The following is a 21,706-nucleotide window of genomic DNA, read 5'->3' as shown; positions in this document are numbered from 1 at the left end:
GAGATGACCGAGATCAACCGTCGCAAGTTCCTGATCGCAGGTGCCGGCGTCGGCGCGGCCGGCCTACTGGGTGGTGTCGCCGCGGTGAGCTGGCCTGCGCTGCAGCGAGCCAGTGAGCACACGCCGATCGCCGACGATGCCGGCATCCTGGTGATCGTCACCCTCTACGGCGGCAATGACGGCCTCAGCACGGTAATTCCATACGCCGACAACCGATATCACGATGCGCGACCCGAACTTGCCTACGCGCCATCGGAGGTCCTGCCGCTGGACGGCGAACTCGGGCTCAATCCGGCGATGACGGGGTTGGCGGGCCTGTGGGGCGAACAGCGGCTGGCGGTCGTCCGCGGGGTCACCTACCCGAAGCCGGACCGTAGCCACTTCAGATCCATGGACATCTGGCAGACGGCCTCACCGGATGAGCCCGTGTCCACCGGGTGGATCGGACGGTGGCTCGACGCGACGGGCGACGACCCGCTGCGCGCGATCAACGTCGGCGCCGTCCTACCGGTGATGGCGGTCGGGGAGAAGCAGACCGCCTCGGCCCTAATGGGGGATTCCTCACCGGTGTCCGCGCCGCTCGAGGGCGTGTTGTCGGCGCTGGGCACCGACGACCCCGACGACACGTCGCAGATGTCGGCGATCTGCTCCGCGTACCGAGCCACGAAGACCGTCGGTGCCGCGATGGCCCCGGTCCTGGGCACCGGCGATCCCACCTTGTCGCTCGATCCGAACGCAGGCGGCTTGAGCTTGACCGGCAGCCCCGGGCAGGGCGAGAACCCGCTGGCCGATCGACTCGCGGTCGTCGGCAAGTGCGTCAAGGCCGGCGTCCCCACTCGGGTGTACATGGTGGCGCTCGGCGGCTTCGACACGCATTCCGACGAGCGCGGTCCACAACAACAGCTGCTTGGCCTCGTCGATGCGGCCTTGACGCCGTTCCTGCGTGACATGAGCCAGGACCGCTACGGCCGCAACGTGGTCGCGATGGTCTACTCCGAGTTTGGCCGCCGCGTGGCGGCCAACGCATCGCAGGGCACCGACCACGGCACCGCCGGACCCGTCCTGCTGGCGGGCGTGCCGGTGCAGGGCGGTTTCTACGGCGAGCAGCCGAGCTTGACTGACCTGGACGACGGTGATCTCAAGGGGTCCGTCGACTTCCGCGACGTCTATCACGAACTGCTCGTCGGCACGCTGGCCACCGACCCCGAGCCGTCCGTCGGCGGCAACCGTCGCACGCTCGGCTTCCTCTGAGTTCATTTCGGTGAGAAGCGCGCGGCGGTGTTCCGCGTTGTCGGACGGTCCGAGTTGGTGATGCCCATGTGGCGACGGCTCGATACCGCTTGGGGCCGCACCCCTAGTCACGCAACGGGCAATTCATAGGGAAACACCCGAATTAACGGCAGCCCGCGCCCAATAGCGTCAAACGCACAAGCAAATGAGGCGAAACAAGCCGAACCAACCCAAAAAAGGAATCAATCATGACGCGTCATCTCGCTGACAACGACGGTCGGGTAGGTCCGAACGCGGCCGGGGTCCACGCCGCAAATCCTGGCGTCCGCGTCGCGCAGCCGACGGTCGCGGCGGCAAAGAAGAAGTCTGTGATCACCGCCGCCCTGGCGGTTGGTGCGCTCGTCGTCGGTGGTGGCGTCGCGGGGAGTACCGGTGACACCAGCGCCCAGTTCGGCGATTCGTCCTCGGCACCGGTGCTGGCCGCGTCGGATACATCTCTCGCCGAGGGAGGAGACGCCGCACTAGCGCCGTTGGTGGTGCTCGGCCTGATTGCACCCGGCGACAGCGGGATCGGCGGGAACGATGCAGGCAGCGGGTTCGGTCAGCTCGGGGGACCAGCCGCTGCAACGGTATTCAGCGGCGGCGCCACCGGGCACGTTGTTGGGCCAAACTTCTTCGCGCCCAACCCAATCCGGTTGGCGGCGGCATCGGTTGGCGGGTCAGGCGGCGGCGCTGCGGCGTTGAGGCCGGCCCACCCAGCCGGGGGGACAGGAGACCGTGCTGAGGCGCTGACGGCGTTGAGGGCCTTGGCGGCGGCGAGCCCGGCCGGCGGCCAGGCCTTCCTGGGTCTGATCGGCCCTGGTGGCTTGTTGATCGGCAACGGTCTCGACGGTGGATTCGGCGAAGACGGCGGCAACGGCGGACTGCTGTGGGGTAACGGCGGCGCGGGTGGGGCTGGCTCACTCGGACACGACGGCGGCAACGGCGGCAACGGCGGATTGTTCTTCGGCAACGGCGGGGCCGGCGGGGTCGGCGGCCTCGGGCCAGCGGGCGGAAACGGTGGCAACGGCGGCAACGGCGGACTGCTGTTGGGCAACGGCGGCGCGGGCGGGGCCGGCGCACTCGGACAGGCCGGCGGTGACGGCGGAAACGCCGCATTGCTGATCGGCAACGGCGGCGCCGGCGGTGCAGGCGGTGCGGGGGCGCCAGGAGCAAACGGGGTCAATCCCACTCCGAATGGCACCACCGCCGCTCCCGGTGGTGGAGGCGGCAACGCCTCCTGCGGTGACTGCGACGCCATCGGAGGTAAGGGTGGCCCTGGCGACGACGGCGGACCCGGTGTTGCAGGCGGCGCCGGAGGCACCGGTGGCCGTGCCGAGGTGTTAGGCAACAACACCGGTGTTGCCGGCAACGGCGGCGACGGCGGCAGCGGCGGAGCGGGCGCTCCTGGCGGTAACGGTGGCGATGGTGGCCACGGCGTTAGCACGAGCGGCGTTGCTGTGGGCGGCAACGGCGGAAACGGCGGTACGGGCGGGGTCGGCGCTGACGGAGGCGACGGCGGTGACGGTGGCAGTGGTCGCACCGAGTTTGACCTCGCAATCGGTGGCATAGGCGGCAGCGGCGGTGAAGGCGGTGTCGGTGCACCCGGTGGCGACGGAACCACGGGAGGTTCCGGCGGTAGCGGCGGTCGCGGCGGATTGCTGACCGGAAACGGCGGGACCGGCGGCACTGGCGGCAGTGGCGGCAGCGGCGGAAACGGCGACACCGGCGGCAACGGCGGAAACGGCGGCGACGCCGGCGATGCAGTAGTAACCCAACCCTCCGGCCCAGGCGTCAAGGTCCCGGGCCTGCCTGGCCTTGCGGGCAGTGGCGGTGCGGGCGGTACGGGTGGCAGCGGCGCCACGGGCGGCACCGGTGGTGCCGGGGGGAGCACCGGGCTGGGCGGACAACCCGGCGCCGCCGGTGGCAACGGTGCGAACGGCAGTAACGGTGCGAACGGCAGCAACGGCAGCAACGGCTCGGACGGCGACGACTAACCGAACCGGCACCGGGCGACGGTCGGCGAGCGAACCACGGGACACTCGCCGACCTGACGCCGCAAGGCCGAAACGCCGAGACAGCACACACGGTCGTTGAGTGCGTGGCTCAACGACAGGGAATTCCATTTCGGCGGGATCACGGGCTGATCTCGGTGCGCCTACGGCAGGTTGGTGGCCACCGCTTCTAACATCAGCCCCAATGGCAACTCAAACATCATTCGTCACGCGCGTCACTGGGCTGCTCACCGTCGCCGTCGTCGTCGGAGCGGGTGGACTGCTCAGCGCCTGCACGCCCAAGCCGTTGGGCCCGGAACCGACGGCGCAGGCCTTCTTCGCCGCGCTCGCCAAGGGCGACACCGCATCGGCGGCCGAGCTCAGCGACCATCCGGCCGACGCGCGGGCCGCACTCAACCAAGCCTGGTCCGGATTGCAGGCGACCGGACTCGACGCCATGGTGTTGAGCAGCAAGTACGCCGAGGACACCGGCAGCGTCGCGTACCGCTACACGTGGCACCTTCCGAAGAACCGCATCTGGACTTACGACGGCCAACTCAACATGATGCGCGACGAGGGGAAGTGGGAAGTCCGTTGGAGCGCAACCGGATTGCACCCCAACCTTGGCGACAACCAGACGTTTGCGCTGCGGGCCGATCAACCGCGCCGCGCGTCGGTGAACGAGCGCGGCGGCACCGACGTGCTGGTGCCGGGATACCTCTACCACTACGCGCTCGACGCGAAGACCGCCGCGGGTGAACTGATGCCAACCGCCAGGGCCGTCGCCGACGCACTCCGGCCGTTCGACGACACCATGGACCCGCAGCGGCTCGCTGAGCAGGCCAGCTCGTCGAAGGGCGCACTGGACCTCATCACGCTGCGGCAGGCCGACCACGAACGGGTGTCGGCCGCGCTGGCCAACCGGCCCGGCGTGGTCATCACGCCGCAGGCCGAACTGCTGCCCACCGATGACCGGTTCGCGCCCGCGATCATCAGCCAGGTCAAGAAGTCCGTGGTCGACGAACTCGACGGTCAGGCGGGCTGGCGCGTCGTCAGCGTCAATCAGAACGGCGGCGACGTCGACGTACTGAACGAAGTCGCCGGTGCGCCAGCGCCGTCGGTGACCATCAGCCTCGACCGCGCGGTGCAGAACGCCGCCCAGGACGCCGTCAACATGGTCGGCAAGAAGGCGATGATCGTCGCGATCAAGCCGTCGACGGGCGAGATTCTGGCGGTCGCACAGAACGCCGCCGCCGACGGCGACGGATCCGCCGCCACCACCGGGCTCTACCCGCCGGGGTCGACGTTCAAGATCGTCACTGCCGGCGCCGCGATCGACCGCGACATGGCCACGCCCAACACACTTTTGGGTTGCCCAGGCACCGCCGAGATCGGTCAGCGCGTCGTCCCGAACTACGGCGGCTTCGACCTTGGCACCGTTCCGATGTCGCGGGCGTTCGCGAGCTCGTGCAACACCACGTTCGCCGAACTCGCCAGCAAGATGCCGCCGAAGGGGCTGACGACGGCCGCCGCCCAGTACGGGATCGGGCTCGACTACAAGATCGACGGCATCACGACGCTGACCGGATCGGTGCCGCCGACTGTCGACCTCGCCGAGCGCACCGAGGACGGCTTCGGCCAGGGCAAGGTGCTGGTGAGCCCGTTCGGCATGGCGATGGTCGCGGCTACCGTCGCCGCGGGCAAAACCCCTGTGCCGCAGCTGATCGAGGGCCGACCCACCGAGACGACCGGCGACAGTACGCCCATCTCGCCCAAGATGGTCGACGCGCTGCGGCCCATGATGCAGCTCGTCGTGACGAACGGCACGGCGAAGGATCTGAACGGCAACGGCGACGTCCGGGGCAAGACCGGAGAGGCCGAGTTCAACGGCGGTTCGCACGCGTGGTTCGCCGGATATCGCGGTGACATGGCCTTCGCGGCCCTGATCGTCGCCGGCGGGAGCTCGGAGTACGCGGTGCGGATGTGCAGGGACATGCTCAACGGACTGCCGCCCGACTTTCTGGCCTGAGTAGCCGGCTTGAGTAACCTGTTCCTTGAAGGAGCAGCCATGACGAGCATCAACGAGAGCACCAACAGCGTGACGGACGTCGCTGCCGTGTTGCGGATCTCCGACGCCGACCGCAACGGCACGTTGCGCCGCCTGCACAACGCGGTGGCGCTTGGCCTGATCGACATCGACGAGTTCGAGGAACGGTCGGTGCTGGTATCCACGGCCCGGCTGGACTCGGACCTCGACGCACTCGTCGGCGACCTGCCCGGACCCGGCGCGATCGTCACCACCGCGACCGACCGCGTCGAGCTACGCGGCGTGATGGGATCGCTGAAGCGCCAAGGAGAGTGGACGGTGCCGACCCGGCTGGCCATCCACCGCCGGATGGGTTCGGTGGACCTCGACCTGACGCGCGCTCGTTTTGCGGGACCCATCGTCGTCATCGAGCTCGACATGAAGTTCGGCTCCGTCGAGATTCGGCTGCCCGACGGCGCGAGCGCGTCGATCGACGATGTCGAGGTGATCGTGGGCAGCGCCCGCGACCACCGCAAGGACGCGCCGGCCGACGGCACGCCCCACGTCGTGCTCACGGGTCGCAGCGTGTGCTGTTCGATCGACATCCGTGGCCGGCGCAAGTCTTGGTTGAAGCGCGGCAGCTAGCGCTTGAACAGTTGCGCCCCGGTGCGCACCAGCCGATTCCATCCGCGTGGCCGGCCGACGAGCTTGGCCACCAGCGGCGCGGAGTCGAAGTACGAAACCCGTTCAGCGATCAGCCCGTTGGTGAATGTGAACCGGTCGACCGCGTCCCAGCTGATCGGCTTGCCCCCGTAGGTTCCGCTCAGCGTGAATTCGATGAACATCTCGCGCTTGCCGTGGCCGACTCGGTGCACGTCGGCGTGCAGGTCGGGCACCAGGGCGAACAACTGCTCAAACGACGCCCGGCAGGCCTGCTTGCCGCGCAGGGTGCCCATCATCGGCTGGCGCAGCACGATCTCGTCGCTGTACAGCGCCTCGAACGTGTCCATCGAGGGCGTCCGCCAGGCGTCGGCGAATCGTTGGGCGAATCCCGCGGCGAACTGCTCGTCAACCTCGTCGATGCTCATGGCTTGAGAACGTAGTCACGATGTCCGACAACGTTTAGCGCTGTTCGAGCACCGCGAAGGTCAGCGTCGCCTTCGCCGCCAGCCGGCCGCGGCCCACGTCGAACACGTCGACCGACGTGACGATCAGCCGTCGTCCCGCTCGCACGATGGTGGCCTCCGCGCGGGCCGGCCCCTCGATGATCGGCGCCAGGAAGTGCACGTTCATGTCCGCGGTGGTCACCGCATGCCCATGCCCGCTGGCGTTGCCCGCGAGCCGGCCCGCCGCGATGTCGATGAGCGTCGCAACGAGGCCACCTTGGATGGCGCCGCGGACATTGGTCAGGTCGGGGCGGTTGTCCATCTCGATGATCAGCTGTTCATCGGTGTCCTTGATGTCTCGCATGCCCAAGCGGCTCAGCAGGTGTTCAGGATCGATCACAGCCGTACGGTAACATCATTACCGCAGATCGATTGGATGCCCTTGGTCACTTCAGCGCTTCGGTGGGCACCCCGAACCGGGCCTGGTAGCCGGCCACCTGTTCCCGCACCTCGTCGGCGTCCAGCCCGGTGTCCGACCACCTGTACCTGGCGCCGCCGCCATCGCCGGGGTGCGCGGCGAGGAAGTCGCGCATGCGCTGCTCGGCGAGCGGCGTCAGCTCGCGCCCCATGGCGACGTATAGCTCGCGGATGGTGGCGAACGGATCGAGGATGAAGTCGGCGAACTGGACGTCGATGAGTTGACCGGGGGCCAGCACGCCGGAGTCGCGCACCTTCATCGAGCGTTCGAGGCCGACGACGATCTCCTCGCAGGACTGCCTGGCGCACTCGCCGATGTCGCTGTGGTCCGACGCCAGCCGCCGCACGTGTTGCGTGAGGGCGGCGATTGACGAGATGACGTTCAGCGGATCGCGGTGGGTCTGGACGATCACGGCGTCGGGGTACTCGCCGACCAGGGTGTCGAGCTGCCACAGGTGTGCGGGCGACTTCAGCAGCCATTGGCCGGAAACACCGGACTGCAAGTGCTGCAGGAAGATTCGGTGGTAGCGGTAGGCGTTGCGATGGTCGGCGTCATACAACAGCCACCGCGAGTACGTCGGCAGTCGGTACTGCACCGGAAAGATCATGCTGCAGAACTGCCCGGCCCAGATGCGCACGCACTCCTGGGGGAGCAGCGCACCCATCGGGTGATGGGTCAGAAGCCCGGGCACGATCTGCTCGGACATCTCGAGGTTGGCCTGGATCTGCGCAATGCGGGGATCGGTGCCGTACGTCTCGGGTCTCGGCACCGGCCACGGCGCGTCGACCTCCCACGTCAGCGGCGGCCGCAGGTCGGGGTCCTGGGCCAGCAGGTCGAAGAGGATGGTCGTGCCGGTGCGGGGCTGGCCGACGATGAAGATGGGCCGCTCGATGGGCGCCGCGGCGATATCGGGATTCTCCTTGCGCCACTGCGTGATCCGCAGCCTGTTGGTCAGCGGGCCGACGAGGTCCATGACGGCGATCTCGACGCCCAGGTCCGACAGGTGTGCCTCGGTGACCAATCCGTCGGCCAGCAGCGCGAGGTCGTCGCGCCAGCCGTCGGGCGCACCGAAGTCGTCGCTGCCCGCCAGCTCGCAGGCCTGCGCGACGAGCACGTCCGGGTCGAACCGATCCGCGTTCATCGTCGTACGCTCACCGTGACGTCGGGGGCCGCGGGATTGTCGAGCCAGCGCAGCACCACGAAGCCGCGGTGGTGGCCCGCGGTGTCGAGCCAGTGTCCGTGCCCGAAGTCCTTGGCGCCGATGGCGATCCGCACGATTCCGTCGGGGTCCGGCGTGACGCCCTTGTTGGTGACCGAACTGTGCCTGCGTCGCGGCTCGATGCATTCGTGCCAAATGTTCTCCAACGTGACGTTCCAGTAGCGGGTGTCGGGTGGGGTGATCTCCAGCAGCAGGGTTTCGTCCTCGGCGAGTCCGAACGTGCCGATCATGTACAGGTTGTCTGGGGTGGTGTCGGCCGAGCCGAGATCGGCGGCCTCGGCGGTGAGCAGCACGTTGGGTTGGTCGAGCAACTCCGGCTTGATGGTGCGGTGCAGCGTCGTCAGCTTCATCAGCGTCCACGCCATCGCGGTGAACTGTTCGGCCACTTCGGAATCCGTCAGCGGTTGGGGCGGACCCGCGTCAAGCGTTTCGATGTCGAGCGTCGCGGGGATCTCGTCGGCCGGATCACCGACGTATTCGCGCACGACGATCGACGTCGCGTCTGCGGGGATCTTCAGCCACTGGGCGCCGTCGAGTTCGGCCGGGGACGGCTCGTCGGCGGCCACGATCACGGTGAAGGAGCCCGCGTCCAGCTTCAGGTCGGTGTCGCTGAGATAGGCGGCCATCCGGCGCGGTGTCATCCCGGCGCCCGCGAGCACCTGCAAGCCGAGGTAGGCCGACGTGCCGCGGGTCCCGGTGATCCGGTAGCGGCGGTCGCCACGGATCATCGCGAGCAGGTAGCGGCCGTCGGGGTTGGGGCCGCCGATCAAGCGGGTGGGGGAGCACATGTCGAAGAACCACGGCAGTTCCTGGTCGGCCTCGACCGACAGTTCGGAGCACAGCGCGGTCACCCGCGACACCACCCGAAGCCCGTCGAGCAGTTCGCGTTCGTCCTGTGCGTCCGCGAGCACGATCGCGGTGACGTCGCCGATCATCTTCTGGACGAACTGCCAGGCTTCCAGCGTCTTGCGGGCGTGTTCTTCGCTCATAACGAGACATAATCTCATTTGAGACGTAGTCTTACAAGACAATGAGCGAATCCGTCGCGCTGAACGTGCGCAAGCGTCAAGCCACCCGTGACCGCATCGCAGCGGCGGCGGCCGCGCTGGTGGCCGAGGGTGGGCTGGCAGGCACTACCGTCGAGCGGATCGCCGCAGAGGCCGAAGTAGGACGTGCCACGTTCTTCCGGTACTTCGCCTCCAAGGAGGACGCGGTCGCCGACGGTATGACGAGGCACTGGCTCGACGTCATCACGGCGCAACTCGCAGCCCAGCCGCCGGAGTTGTCGGCCCGTGAAGCCGTCGCGGCGGCGTTTCGCGACCTCGGCGACGGATTCGATGCGATCAGCGCTCAGGTCCGCGACCTCGCCACGCTCACCCGGTCGTCGCCGGTGCTCAGCGCCTGGACGCTGCAGATCTACGTCGGCTACGAGTCGGCCATCGCCGACCTGGTGGCACCCCGGCTGCCCGACCTCGCGCCCGACGATCCCCGCCCTCGGCTCATCGGTGCGCTGGCGATGGCGTCGGTGCGCATCGCGCTCGACGACTGGCTGCGGCACGGTGGATCGCTGCCGCAGCGCGTGCGCACGGCGCTGTCGGCCATATCGGTCGAGTGACGTTTAGGCTTGTCCAATGGCCGTTCGCACCGCACTGTCCCCAGGCGACCTGTCCCCGACCCTGCGGGTACCCACGTCGATTCCGCGTCCCGAGTACGCGTGGAAGCCGACGGTGCGCGAAGGCAGCGAGCCTTGGGTTCAGTCGCCGGACGTGATCGAGAAGATGCGGGTTGCCGGACGCATCGCGGCGGGCGCACTGGCCGAAGCGGGCAAGGCCGTCGCGCCCGGCGTCACCACCGACGAGCTCGACCGCATCGCTCACGACTACATGCTCGACCACGGCGCCTACCCGTCGACGCTGGGCTACAAGGGCTTCCCGAAGTCCTGCTGCACGTCGCTCAACGAGATCATCTGCCACGGCATCCCGGACTCGACGGTGATCGAGGACGGCGACATCGTCAACATCGACGTGACCGCCTACCGCGACGGCGTCCACGGCGACACCAACGCGACCTTCCTGGCGGGCAACGTGTCCGACGAGCACCGGCTGCTCGTCGAACGCACCCAAGAGGCCACCATGCGCGCCATCAAGGCGGTCAAACCGGGTCGGGCGTTGTCCATCGTCGGTCGCGTCATCGAGTCGTACGCGAATCGCTTCGGATACAACGTGGTTCGCGACTTCACCGGGCATGGCATCGGCACCACGTTCCACAACGGGCTCGTCGTGCTGCACTACGATCAGCCAGCCGTCGAGACGGTCCTCGAACCCGGGATGACGTTCACCATCGAGCCGATGATCAACCTCGGGGCGCTCGACTACGAGATCTGGGACGACGGCTGGACCGTCGCCACAATCGACAAGAAGTGGACCGCGCAGTTCGAGCACACCCTGGTGGTCACCGACGACGGCGCCGACATCCTGACCCAGCTGTGAGACCTTCCCCGCTTGCGGAAGTAACATGAGCGGCGCGCTGCTGATCGCAGGCACCACGTCCGACGCGGGCAAGTCGATGGTGGTCGCTGGGCTGTGTCGGCTGCTGGCGCGCAAGGGAATTCGCGTCGCACCGTTCAAGGCGCAGAACATGTCGAACAACTCGGCGGTCACGGCCGACGGCGGCGAGATCGGCCGCGCGCAAGCGATGCAGGCCCGGGCGGCGGGGCTGGCGCCCAGCGTCCGGTTCAACCCCGTCCTGCTGAAGCCCGGGTCGGACCGGACGTCGCAGCTCGTCGTCCGCGGCCGGGTCGCGGGGTCGGTCAGCGCCGCCGACTACTTCACCCACCGCGCCCACCTGGCCGAGGTCGTGCACGCCGAACTGTCCTCACTGCGCCGCGAATTCGATGCCGTCATCTGTGAAGGGGCGGGGTCACCCGCGGAAATCAACCTGCGCGCAACCGATCTGGCGAACATGGGACTGGCCCGCGCGGCGGAGCTGCCCGTGGTGCTGGTTGGCGACATCGACCGCGGCGGCCTGCTGGCACATCTGTTCGGCACCGTCGCGGTGCTGGAGCCCGACGATCAGCGACTGATCGCGGGCTTCGTGGTCAACAAGTTCCGCGGCGACCCCGCACTGCTCGCTCCCGGACTCGAACAGCTGGCCGAGCTCACCGGCAGGCCGACGTACGGCGTCGTGCCGTTCGCCGACCAAATGTGGTTGGACGCAGAGGATTCCCTGTCCGTGCAGCCGCACCGCATCGTCGGCGAACCGCAACCCCCGCGCGGGGACGCGTGGCTGAAGGTGGCGGCCATCCGGCTGCCCCGCATCTCCAACTCGACGGACGTGGAGGCGCTGGCGTGTGAGCCGGGCGTGCTGGTGCGGTGGGTCACCGACCCCGCCGACCTACCCGACGCCGACGTTGTCGTACTGCCTGGCAGCAAGTCCACGGTGGCCGACCTCGCGTGGTTGCGCGAGACCGGCCTGGCCGACGGCATCGTCGGGCACGCGACCGCGGGCCGTCCCTTGCTCGGGGTGTGTGGCGGATTCCAGATGCTGTGCCGGGTCATCGACGACCCGGTGGAGTCGGGGGCTGGCGTCGTCGAGGGGCTCGGCCTGCTCGATGCCGACATCGTCTTCGACGCGGACAAGACGTTGAAAGTTTGGGACGGACACGGGACTACGCCGCTGCGGGGCTACGAGATCCATCACGGTCGGGTGACGCGGAGTGCCGAGGCGGACTGGTTGGGCGTGGGCCTGCGACGCGGCGTCGTGTTCGGCACCCACTGGCACGGGCTGCTCGACAATGACGACATACGTCGTGCCTGGCTGACCGAGGCGGCGACCGGGCGACCGGGATTCGTGGTCGCCGACGACGTCGACGTGACACAGGCGCGCGATCGCCAGCTGGACCTGATGGCCGACCTGCTGGCCGCACACCTCGACGTCGACGCCGTGATGGATCTGCTGGACGGCGGCCCGCCGCCGCGGCCGATCATCACGACGGGGCTGAGCCGTGAGTAGGGCAGCGCTGGCGATCGCGCTCGCCGTCGCGCTCAGCGGTTGCGCCGGCGTCGTCCAGGGGACTGCGACCTGGCGCGGGGCCCGGCTCGAACGGGACACGCTCACCGCCGCGGACTTCCCCTCGGGCGTCCAGTACGACCGCATCAGTGAGAACGCCGGCCAGCAAGACGGCCAGGGCGGCCCGCCTGCCATGCCGTCCCGTCCGGAGGGCTGCTCGGATGGGTTGACCCGGGTGATCGCCGCTTCGGCCGAACGTGGCCCTGGCAGCGCGCAGAAGTACGTCGTCGCCTACGACGGGGCGCGCATGGTGATGACCGTGCTGTCGTGGCGACTTGACCTCGAGGCGTTGGCCGCCGTGGCGGACCGCTGCGCCGCGTACGTGACGTTCTTCGACCCAAGTGCCCCAGGCCTTCCGGTGACCACTGACCGGCTCGAGACGCCACGACGGGACGCGCTGGCGTACGAGCAGTCGATGACTCTGGGCGGTATGCGCAACAGCGTGTACTTCTCGTTCGAGAACGTCGGCGACTCTGCGGTATTCGGGATCGCGTTCCCCACGGCCAATCCCACGATCACCGTCAAAGGGACACTGCCGCAGACCTTTCTGGACGTCGCAGGCAAACAGGCGCAGCGGCTGGAACCGCGCTGAGGACTCGGGGTCGGATACGACCGAAAACCGGTACCGAAGCTGATCATGGGCGCTAACGTGGCTCAATGCCTTCGACCATGGTCACCGTCGACGGGTTCCCGGCGACCATCGACGTGTCGGGCCCCGACAAGGGGTCGGTCGTTGTGCTGCTCGCCGCGGCGCAGCAGAGTCCGGCCGCGTACGACGCCGTCTGTCAGCGGCTCCACACCGCGTCGCTGCGGACTGTAGTCATCGGCCCCGATCCGCGGCTGAGCGCCAAGGCGGTCGTCGGAATCCTCGACACGCTGGATGTCCGCTGGGCGCTGCTGGTCGGCGACCGCGTCGGCGGCGAGCTGGCCTGGGAACTGGCGGCCACCAGGCTGGACCGCTTCATCGGGCTGGTCGTCATCGACCGCGGGCACCCGTGCGTCGCCGACCAGGCCGGGATCGTGCGCGACGACCACTGCCCGCCAGTGGAGGTCAACACCACGGCGCTGGTCAGCACGCCTGCGGCCCGCGCCGTCGCGAAGGCCAGCCAGCGCTACGTCTACGGCGACTACCGAGTGGTCGAGCTACTCGGCCGGCGCAACGCGCAGGAGTCCACTGCGCAGTTGGCCGCCGAGATCGTGCTGCGTACCAGCACCTGGTGACCTCGGCGGCCTGCTGCCACGGGTTCAGTTCTCGAGGATGATTTCCTCGCCCGACTCGGTGAGCTCGACCTGCTTGATGGGGCCGGTGAACCACTTCTTCACCGACACGTGCCAGTAGATATACAGAAGGATCAGCACGCCGCCGACGAGCAGCGGGGTGTAGTTGACGAACTTCCACTCGAAGGCGTCGCCCCACGGCACGCCGCCGGATGACGTTGGGAACATCGCAATGATCGAGGTGATGACGATCTCGACGATCGCGACCGGCGCCATCCACTTGTGGTGGCCGCGAAGGTTCCACTTGCCGACCGGAAAGGAATCGCCGGCCTTCCAGCGGTAGTAGATCGGTACGGCGAAGCACAGGTACAGCCCGACGACGCCGATCGAGACGACGGCGAAGAACGCGATCGGTACCGGTGCACCGTTGATGTCGACTTCGACCAGCGCGGGCAGGGTGATGGTCGCCGCGAGCACCGCGGTGATGATCACGCCGTTGGCGGGAATCTTGTGCTGGCTCACCTTCGACCACAGCTGGTGGCCCGGAACGGCGCGGTCCCGGCTGAACGCGAACAGCATGCGCGACGCGCTGGTCTGGCACGCGGTGGTGCAGAAGAACTGGCCCGCCGTCGAGATCAACAGGATGACGGCAACCCACTGGGAGTCGAGCGCCTGGTTGAAGATCCCGACGACGGCGCCGCCGCCCTTCGACACCGCATCGGAGTCGTTGACGGCGAACAGGAACGACAGCAGCAGAATCCAGCCACCGATCGCCGAATAGAAGATGGACCGCCAGATGCCCTTGGCCGCTCCGTCGGCGGCGCTCATGGTCTCCTCCGACAAGTGGGCGGACGCGTCGTAGCCGGTGATCGTGTACTGCGTCAGGATCGCCGAGATCGGCAGCACGAACAGCAGCACGCCGATCCCCGACATCTCACCGCCGAACATTCCGCTGTTGTTGATGGTCTTGGCGAACACGTCACCGAAGCTGGCGTGCTGCTCGGGCAGCAGGAACAGGATCAGGATGACGGCCGCGGCGCCCGCGACGTGCCACCACACCGAGATGTTGTTGATGACGGCCAGCAGGTGCGACGAGAAGATGTTGATGAGCGCCGAGATCGCGAGAATGATCACGAACAGGATGAACGTCCTGGTCAGGCTGTACCCGGCCAGCCAAGTCTCGCTGAACGTGCCCAGCGTGAGGTCCAGGAACGTCGCGCAGCCGTAGGCCACCGACGCCAGGATGGCGATCAGGCCGATCAGGTTCAGCCAGCCGGTGTAGAAGCCGGCCTTGGCTCCGCCGAGCTTGCTCGCCCACCAGTAGATGCCGCCAGACGTCGGGTACGCGGAGACCAGCTCCGACATGCATAGCCCGATGATCAGGATGAAGACCGACACGATGGGCCAGCCCCACGCGATCGCGGCCGGTCCACCGTTGTTCCAGCCGAGGCCGAACGACGTGAAGCAGCCCGCCAGGATCGAGATGATCGAGAACGAGATCGCGAAGTTGCTGAACCCGGACCAAGAGCGGTTCAGCTCCTGGGTGTAGCCCAGCGAGGCAAGGTGTCTTTCGTCTTCGGTGAGTGTTTCGTGACCCTCTGGCACGGTGTTCTCCTTATCGGCGGCCCCCCGGTCTAGAGGGACAATAGAATGCCAAAGGTCTGGTGTCCTACCTTTGGCAGTGACAGTTGTGTAAATGTGGGTCCGGATCGACGGTTGGCGCGAGCTCCAATGGTTGACTTTTCGACATGTCTGACAAGGGAGGCCCTGTGAACGCAGGATCCGCGAGTCCGCGAGGGATGCGGCAAGGGATGTTGTCGCAAACCGAATTGGAGCGCCTTGTCGCCGCAGGAGACGTAGACACCGTGATCGTGGCGTTCACGGACATGCAGGGCCGATTGACCGGCAAACGCATATCGGCCCGGCTCTTCGTCGATGACGTCGCCGCGCACGGCGCCGAGTGCTGCAACTACCTGCTCGCCGTCGACGTCGACATGAACACCGTCGACGGTTATTCGATCTCGAGTTGGGCGACCGGATACGGCGACATGGTCATGACACCCGACTTCTCCACGCTGCGGCTGCTGCCGTGGCTGCCGGGCAGCGCGCTCGTCATGGCCGATCTGTCATGGACCGACGGCAAGCCCGTCACGCAGGCGCCGCGCGGCATCCTGCGCGCGCAGCTCGACCGGCTCGCCGAACGCGGCATGGGTGCGGTCGCGGCCACCGAGCTCGAGTTCATGGTGTTCGACACCACCTACCGCGATGCCTGGAAGGCCGACTACCGCAATCTGACGCCCGGCACCGACTACAACATCGACTACGCGATGCTGGCGTCGACGCGCATGGAGCCATTGCTGCGCGACATCCGCATCGGGATGGAAGGCGCCGGCCTGTACTGCGAGGGCGTCAAGGGGGAGTGCAACCTCGGTCAGCAGGAGATCGGATTCCGCTACGACGACGCCCTGGTGACGTGTGACAACCACACCATCTACAAGAACGGCGCCAAGGAGATCGCCGACCAGCACGGCAAGAGCCTGACCTTCATGGCGAAATTCGATGAGCGCGAAGGCAACAGCTGTCACATCCACATCTCGTTCCGCGGGACCGACGGGACTGCGGTGTTCGCCGACGATTCCGATCCGCTCGGCATGTCCAAGATGTTCCGCAGCTTCATCGCAGGCCAGCTCGCCACGATGCGCGAATTCACCCTCTTCTACGCGCCGAACATCAACTCCTACAAGCGGTTCGTCGACGGGAGCTTCGCCCCGACCGCCGTCGCGTGGGGGCTGGACAACCGCACCTGCTCACTGCGGGTGGTCGGACACGGGCACGGCATGCGCATGGAGTGCCGGGCGCCGGGTGGTGACGTCAACCAGTACCTGGCCGTCGCGGCACTCATCGCGGGCGGGCTCTACGGCATCGATCAGGGGCTCGAGCTGCCGGATGCGCTTGAGGGCAACGCCTATACCAGTGGCGCCGAACGACTTCCGACGACCCTGGCCGAGGCGACCGCCTTGTTCAAGGGTTCGGCCGTGGCCAGGGAGGCCTTCGGCGACGACGTCGTCGATCACTACCTGAACTACGCCCGCGTCGAACTCGACGCGTTCAACTCGTCGATCACCGATTGGGAGAGGCGCCGTGGCTTCGAACGCCTTTAGCCCCGTCATCGGCCTGACGACCTACCTTCAGCAAGCGCAGACCGGCATATGGGACGTGAGGGCCAGCTTCCTGCCCGCGATGTACGTCGAGGGCGTCACCCGGGCCGGCGGCATCGCGACATTGCTTCCCCCGCAGCCGGTCGATCAAGCGATCGCCGGGCGGGTGCTCGACGGCCTCGACGGGTTGGTGCTGACCGGTGGGCGCGACGTCGACCCCGCTGCCTACGGCCAGGATCGGGACCCCACCACCGACGAACCGGCCGGTGACCGTGACGCGTTCGAGTTCGCCCTGGTGCGTGGCGCGTTGGCCAGGGGGCTGCCGGTGCTGGGCATCTGTCGCGGCGCCCAGGTGCTCAACGTCGCGCTTGGCGGGACGCTGCATCAGCATCTACCGAATGTGCTGGGCCACACCAAACATCAGGCGGGCAACGCGGTGTTCACCACGTCGGGCATTCGTACGGTGCCGGGTACGCGGCTTGCGGCCTTGATCGGCGAGTCCACCGATGCGCAGTGCTATCACCACCAGGCGATCGACCAGCTGGGCCAAGGTCTGATCATCAGCGCGCAGGATAGCGCCGACGGTGTCATCGAAGCCGTCGAAATGCCTGGGGCGAACTTCACGTTGGCCGTGCAATGGCATCCCGAGGAACGACTCGACGACCTGCGCCTCTTCGCCGCAGTGGTGGACGCGGCGCGCACCCATGCAACAGAAAGAGTGACCGCGTGAGTATGACGACCCTGATCAATCCGGCGACCGAAGAGGTGATCCGCACCATCGACCACCTCGACGTCGGAGCGGTCGACGACGCCGTCGCGCGCGCAGGCGCGGCCCAGAAGCGTTGGGCCAAGCTCGCTCCGGCCGAGCGAGCGGGCGCACTGCGTGCGTTCGCGGCGATCGTCGGCGAACACGTCGACGAACTCGCGGCGCTGGAGGTGGCGAACTCGGGTCACCCGATCGGCAATGCGGAGTGGGAGGCCGGCCACGTCCGGGACGTGCTGCAGTTCTACTCGGCGAGCCCGGAACGGATGGCGGGCAAGCAGATCCCGGTGGCGGGCGGCCTCGACGTCACGTTCCACGAGCCGCTGGGCGTCGTGGGCGTCATCACGCCGTGGAACTTCCCGATGACGATCGCCTCTTGGGGGTTCGCGCCCGCGCTCGCCGCGGGCAACGCGGTGCTGGTCAAACCGGCGGAATGGACGCCGCTGACCACGATTCGGTTGGGCGAGTTGGCCGTCGAGTCCGGACTCGACCCCGACCTGTTCCAGGTGCTGCCGGGCCGAGGCTCGGTGATCGGCGAGCGCTTCGTCACCCATCCTGACGTCCGCAAGATCGTCTTCACCGGCTCGACGGAGGTCGGCACCCGCGTCATGGCCGGTGCGGCTGCGCAGGTGAAGCGGGTGACCCTCGAACTCGGGGGCAAGAGCGCCAACGTCGTGTTCGACGACTGCGACCTCGAGAAGGCCGCCGCGACGGCGCCATACGGCGTGTTCGACAACTCTGGCCAGGACTGCTGCGCGCGCAGCCGGATCCTGGTGCAGCGCAACGTCTACGAACGATTCATGGAGTTGCTCGAACCCGCGGTCAAGGGCGTGGTGGTAGGCGATCCCACGGTCAAGGGAACCGAGATGGGACCGTTGGTGTCCAAGCCGCACTGGGAGTCGGTCGCCGCGTACGTGCCCGACGACGCGCCCGTCGCCTTCCGTGGGTCCGCACCCACCGGGCCGGGCTACTGGTTCCCACCCACCGTGCTCACTCCCGAGCGCACCGATCGCACCGTCACCGAGGAGATCTTCGGGCCCGTCGTCACGGTGCTGCCGTTCGATGACGAGGCCGACGCCATCGCGCTGGCCAACGACTCCGCCTACGGGCTGTCCGGTTCGATATGGACCGATAACCTGTCCCGTGCGCTGCGGGTGTCGCGCGCCGTGGAATCCGGGAATCTGTCGGTGAATTCGCACTCCTCGGTGCGTTACACCACGCCATTCGGTGGCTTCAAGCAGTCCGGACTGGGACGCGAACTCGGTCCGGATGCTCCGCTGCACTTCACGGAAACCAAGAACGTCTTCTTTGCGATCGGAGAGAACTAGACATGGATCTGAGCCAGCGGCTGAAGGACAAGGTCGCCGTCGTCACCGGCGGCGCGAGCGGCATCGGATTGGCAACGGTCAAGCGCATGCAAGCCGAAGGCGCCATCGTCGTCATCGGGGACGTGGATCCGACCACCGGCCAGTCGGTCGCGGACGACCTGAACGTGACCTTCGTTCAGGTCGACGTCTCGGATCCGGTTGCGGTTGATCGATTGTTCGACACCGCGGTCGAGGTGCACGGTGGCGTCGACATCGCCTTCAACAACGCCGGCATCAGCCCTCCCGAGGACGACCTGATCGAGGTCACCGGGATCGATGCGTGGGACCGTGTCCAGGACATCAACCTCAAGTCGGTGTTCTTCTGCTGTAAGGCCGCACTGCGCCACATGGTGCCCGCGCAGAAGGGTTCGATCGTCAACACCGCGTCGTTCGTGGCGGTGAACGGATCGGCGACATCGCAGATCTCATACACAGCGTCCAAGGGCGGCGTGCTCGCGATGTCGCGGGAACTCGGAATCCAGTACGCGCGCCAGGGCATTCGTGTCAACGCGCTCTGCCCCGGCCCCGTGAACACCCCACTGCTGCAGGAGCTCTTCGCGAAGGATCCGGAGCGCGCCGCGCGACGCCTCGTGCACGTGCCGATCGGGCGGTTCGCCGAACCCGAGGAATTGGCCGCCGCGGTCGCCTTCCTGGCCAGCGACGACGCCTCGTTCATCACCGGGTCGACGTTCCTGGTCGACGGCGGCATCACCGGCCACTACGTGACACCGCTCTAACGTCATGACCGAGCCGGACCCGCAGCCGACCTCTGAGGCTTTGCTGCGTCCGGTGCGGCTCGGCAACGCCTTCGAGGACACCGTCGGCCGGCTGCTGGAGACCATCAAACTGGGCCTCCTGGCGCCGGGTGAATCCCTACCTCCGGAAAGGGAACTCGCCACCCGGCTCGGGGTCAGTCGCGATACGGTCCGCGAGGCGATCAAGTCACTCGCCGAGGCTGGCTACCTGGTTTCGCGCCGGGGTCGCTATGGCGGAACCTTCTTGGCCGACGCACTGCCTGCGCCCAGTGCGGACGGGATTCGGTTCAGCCGTGCCGATATCGACGATGCGCTGCGGCTGCGGGAGATCCTCGAAGTGGGTGCCGCGCGGATGGCGGCGGGCCGGACGCTGACTGCGGCCGAGCGGGAGGCGCTGTGGGCCAAGTTGGTCGACGTGCGCGGCACGCCGACCGACGACTACCGACGGCTCGACTCGCGGCTGCACCTGGCGATCGCCGAGGCGGCTGGCGTCCCATCACTGGTGCAAATGGTCGCCCAGAACCGCATGCGCCTCAACGAGATGCTCGACCACATTCCCCTGCTGCCAAGGAACATCGCCCACTCCGACGAGCAGCACGAAGCCATCGTGATGGCGATTCTCGCCGGTGACGGTGACAGCGCCGCCGAATCGATGACCGCCCACGTGTGGGGTTCCGCCGCCCTCCTGCACGGATTCTTGGATTAGTTGACCCTCGACAGTTGGAGCCTTGCCTCGTGAATCCCGCACCCGTTGTCCTTGGCATCGCGCCCGTTACCGTCCACGACGTCGTACGCGTGGCTCGTGAGAACGCCCCGGTCGAGCTTGCGGACGATGCCCTCGCTGCGATGGCCGCGAGTCGCGCCCGCATCGAGGCGCTAGCCGACGATCCCGCGCCTGCGTACGGAATTTCCACCGGCTTCGGCGCGCTTGCCACTCGCCAGATCCCCCCTGCGCTCCGAACCAAGCTGCAACGCAGCCTGATTCGCTCCCACGCGGCCGGATCCGGGCCCGAGGTCGAACGGGAAGTCGTCCGCGCGATGATGCTCCTGCGATTGTCGACCCTGGCCACCGGTCGAACCGGGATACGGCCCGAAGTCGCCGGGGCATATGCGAAGCTGCTGTCCGCGGGCCTGACACCGGTGGTCCACGAGTACGGCAGCCTCGGCTGTTCCGGCGATCTGGCGCCGCTGGCTCACGTCGCACTCGCGGTCATGGGGGAGGGGCACGTCCGCACCACTGCCGGTGAGCTCGTCCCGTCCGCGGACGCGCTGGCCGCCCACGGCCTCGCCCCGGTCGTGCTGGCCGAGAAGGAGGGCCTGGCACTCATCAACGGCACCGACGGCATGCTTGGTCAGCTGGCGTTGGCGCTGACGGATCTCGATCGGCTGCTCGTGCTGGCCGACGTGTCGGCGGCGATGAGCGTCGAGGGCCTGCTCGGCACCGACAAGGTCTTCGCACCAGACCTCCAGGCGCTGCGGCCACAACCGGGTCAGGCCGTCGCGGCCGCGAACATGTTGCGGATCCTCGCCAATTCGCCCATCGTCGCGAGCCACAGTGGGCCCGACTGCACCCTGGTCCAGGACGCGTATTCGCTGCGGTGCGCACCTCAAGTCGCAGGGGCCGCCCGCGACACGGTGGTGCACGCCCGCAACGTCGCGAATTGGGAACTGGCCAGCGTCATCGACAACCCCGTCGTCACCCTCGACGGGCGGGTCGAATCGAACGGAAACTTCCACGGGGCGCCCGTCGCCTACGTGCTCGACTTCCTCGCCATCGTGGTCGCCGATCTGGCGAGCATCAGTGAGCGGCGCACAGACCGATTCCTCGACGCGTCGCGCAGCCATGGGCTCAACCCGTTCCTCGCCGACGACCCCGGTGTCGATAGCGGCCACATGATCGCCCAGTACACCCAGGCCGCGATCGTTTCGGAGCTCAAGCGATTGGCCGCACCCGCGAGCGTCGATTCCATTCCGTCCTCGGCGATGCAGGAGGACCACGTATCGATGGGCTGGTCGGCGGCGCGCAAGCTCCGCAAGGCGATCGACGGACTCACCCGCGTGCTCGCCATCGAAGTCCTCACGGCGGCACGGGGAATCGACATGCGCGCGCCCCTGGCGCCGGCGCCGGCGACCGGCGCCGTCGTGGAGGCCGTGCGTACCCGGGTGGCAGGCCCAGGCGCCGACCGCCACCTCGCCCCCGAAATCGAAGCGGTCTTCGAGCTCGCGCGCGACGGAGCACTCGTCGCAGCCGCCGAATCGGTTACCGGCCCACTGGCGTGACGTTG

At 67.8% G+C, this 21,706-nt stretch carries 20 protein-coding genes; 15 read left to right on the top strand and 5 right to left on the bottom strand.

The features are described 5' to 3' along the window. The first annotated feature begins 3 nt into the window (after nt 1–3). The 4 genes from SLQ33_RS18710 to SLQ33_RS18695 all read left to right on the top strand — a co-directional run bounded on the left by SLQ33_RS18710 (nt 4) and on the right by SLQ33_RS18695 (nt 5,934). Nucleotides 4–1,251 (top strand): DUF1501 domain-containing protein, encoded by a 1,248-nt coding sequence (locus SLQ33_RS18710; protein WP_319455359.1) that lies wholly within the window; start codon nt 4–6, stop codon nt 1,249–1,251. 227 nt (nt 1,252–1,478) lie between these two features. Then, on the top strand, nt 1,479–3,266 hold the full coding sequence (locus SLQ33_RS18705; protein ID WP_319455358.1) for a PE family protein: 1,788 nt from the start codon (nt 1,479–1,481) through the stop codon (nt 3,264–3,266). Between the two features lie 202 nt (nt 3,267–3,468). Next, complete coding sequence (locus SLQ33_RS18700) at nt 3,469–5,292, top strand: penicillin-binding transpeptidase domain-containing protein (protein ID WP_319455357.1); 1,824 nt, start codon at nt 3,469–3,471, stop codon at nt 5,290–5,292. A gap of 39 nt (nt 5,293–5,331) precedes the next feature. After that, nucleotides 5,332–5,934, top strand: a complete 603-nt coding sequence (locus SLQ33_RS18695; RefSeq protein WP_319455356.1) for a DUF1707 domain-containing protein — start codon at nt 5,332–5,334, stop codon at nt 5,932–5,934. On the opposite strand, the gene SLQ33_RS18690 is transcribed toward SLQ33_RS18695, so the two are convergent. From SLQ33_RS18690 to SLQ33_RS18675, 4 genes are read right to left on the bottom strand one after another with little or no spacing between them, the layout of a single operon-like run. After that, nucleotides 5,931–6,377 (bottom strand): nuclear transport factor 2 family protein, encoded by a 447-nt coding sequence (locus tag SLQ33_RS18690; protein WP_319455355.1) that lies wholly within the window; start codon nt 6,375–6,377, stop codon nt 5,931–5,933. The two genes, SLQ33_RS18695 and SLQ33_RS18690, sit on opposite strands and share 4 nt — an antisense overlap. Nucleotides 6,378–6,411: 34 nt before the next feature. Next, nucleotides 6,412–6,795, bottom strand: coding sequence for a PaaI family thioesterase (locus SLQ33_RS18685; RefSeq protein ID WP_319455354.1), 384 nt, complete (start codon nt 6,793–6,795; stop codon nt 6,412–6,414). Between the two features lie 46 nt (nt 6,796–6,841). Beyond that, the gene (locus SLQ33_RS18680; RefSeq protein WP_319455353.1) at nt 6,842–8,014 is read right to left on the bottom strand and encodes a sulfotransferase; all 1,173 of its coding nucleotides are present in this window, start codon (nt 8,012–8,014) and stop codon (nt 6,842–6,844) included. Beyond that, complete coding sequence (locus SLQ33_RS18675; protein WP_319455352.1) at nt 8,011–9,081, bottom strand: DUF1214 domain-containing protein; 1,071 nt, start codon at nt 9,079–9,081, stop codon at nt 8,011–8,013. Before SLQ33_RS18675 ends, SLQ33_RS18680 begins: the two co-directional genes overlap by 4 nt. A 41-nt stretch (nt 9,082–9,122) precedes the next feature. On the opposite strand from SLQ33_RS18675, the gene SLQ33_RS18670 reads away from it, so the two are divergent. From SLQ33_RS18670 to SLQ33_RS18650, 5 genes are all read left to right on the top strand, one after another. Continuing rightward, the gene (locus SLQ33_RS18670; RefSeq protein ID WP_319455351.1) at nt 9,123–9,707 is read left to right on the top strand and encodes a TetR family transcriptional regulator; all 585 of its coding nucleotides are present in this window, start codon (nt 9,123–9,125) and stop codon (nt 9,705–9,707) included. A 16-nt stretch (nt 9,708–9,723) separates the two neighbouring features. After that, the gene (map, locus tag SLQ33_RS18665) at nt 9,724–10,581 is read left to right on the top strand and encodes a type I methionyl aminopeptidase (protein WP_319455350.1); all 858 of its coding nucleotides are present in this window, start codon (nt 9,724–9,726) and stop codon (nt 10,579–10,581) included. A 25-nt stretch (nt 10,582–10,606) separates the two neighbouring features. After that, nucleotides 10,607–12,103, top strand: a complete 1,497-nt coding sequence (locus SLQ33_RS18660) for a cobyric acid synthase (protein WP_319455349.1) — start codon at nt 10,607–10,609, stop codon at nt 12,101–12,103. Next, on the top strand, nt 12,096–12,752 hold the full coding sequence (locus tag SLQ33_RS18655) for a hypothetical protein (protein WP_319455348.1): 657 nt from the start codon (nt 12,096–12,098) through the stop codon (nt 12,750–12,752). The genes SLQ33_RS18660 and SLQ33_RS18655 overlap by 8 nt, the downstream gene beginning before the upstream one ends. Nucleotides 12,753–12,817: 65 nt before the next feature. Beyond that, the gene (locus SLQ33_RS18650) at nt 12,818–13,381 is read left to right on the top strand and encodes an alpha/beta hydrolase (protein ID WP_319455347.1); all 564 of its coding nucleotides are present in this window, start codon (nt 12,818–12,820) and stop codon (nt 13,379–13,381) included. A gap of 24 nt (nt 13,382–13,405) precedes the next feature. On the opposite strand, the gene SLQ33_RS18645 is transcribed toward SLQ33_RS18650, so the two are convergent. Further along, nucleotides 13,406–14,983, bottom strand: coding sequence for an amino acid permease (locus SLQ33_RS18645; RefSeq protein ID WP_319455346.1), 1,578 nt, complete (start codon nt 14,981–14,983; stop codon nt 13,406–13,408). A gap of 194 nt (nt 14,984–15,177) precedes the next feature. Here SLQ33_RS18645 and SLQ33_RS18640 point away from each other — a divergent pair, with 194 nt between their 5' ends. From SLQ33_RS18640 to hutH, 6 genes are read left to right on the top strand one after another with little or no spacing between them, the layout of a single operon-like run. Beyond that, a complete protein-coding gene (locus tag SLQ33_RS18640; RefSeq protein WP_319455551.1) occupies nt 15,178–16,539 on the top strand; it encodes a glutamine synthetase family protein in 1,362 nt (453 codons plus the stop codon). Next, a complete protein-coding gene (locus tag SLQ33_RS18635; RefSeq protein ID WP_319455345.1) occupies nt 16,520–17,266 on the top strand; it encodes a gamma-glutamyl-gamma-aminobutyrate hydrolase family protein in 747 nt (248 codons plus the stop codon). Before SLQ33_RS18640 ends, SLQ33_RS18635 begins: the two co-directional genes overlap by 20 nt. Nucleotides 17,267–17,268: 2 nt before the next feature. Beyond that, on the top strand, nt 17,269–18,627 hold the full coding sequence (locus tag SLQ33_RS18630; protein ID WP_413467667.1) for an aldehyde dehydrogenase family protein: 1,359 nt from the start codon (nt 17,269–17,271) through the stop codon (nt 18,625–18,627). Between the two features lie 2 nt (nt 18,628–18,629). Beyond that, on the top strand, nt 18,630–19,403 hold the full coding sequence (locus SLQ33_RS18625) for a 3-oxoacyl-ACP reductase (RefSeq protein WP_319455343.1): 774 nt from the start codon (nt 18,630–18,632) through the stop codon (nt 19,401–19,403). Nucleotides 19,404–19,407: 4 nt separating this feature from the next. Continuing rightward, nucleotides 19,408–20,127, top strand: coding sequence for a FadR/GntR family transcriptional regulator (locus SLQ33_RS18620; protein ID WP_319455342.1), 720 nt, complete (start codon nt 19,408–19,410; stop codon nt 20,125–20,127). Nucleotides 20,128–20,156: 29 nt separating this feature from the next. Further along, a complete protein-coding gene (gene hutH, locus SLQ33_RS18615) occupies nt 20,157–21,701 on the top strand; it encodes a histidine ammonia-lyase (protein ID WP_319455341.1) in 1,545 nt (514 codons plus the stop codon). Nucleotides 21,702–21,706 lie beyond the last annotated feature (5 nt).

This window comes from Mycobacterium sp. RTGN6, from assembly GCF_033804605.1.
Lineage (GTDB): Bacteria > Actinomycetota > Actinomycetes > Mycobacteriales > Mycobacteriaceae > Mycobacterium.
This window is presented reverse-complemented; position numbering and strand designations above follow the sequence as displayed.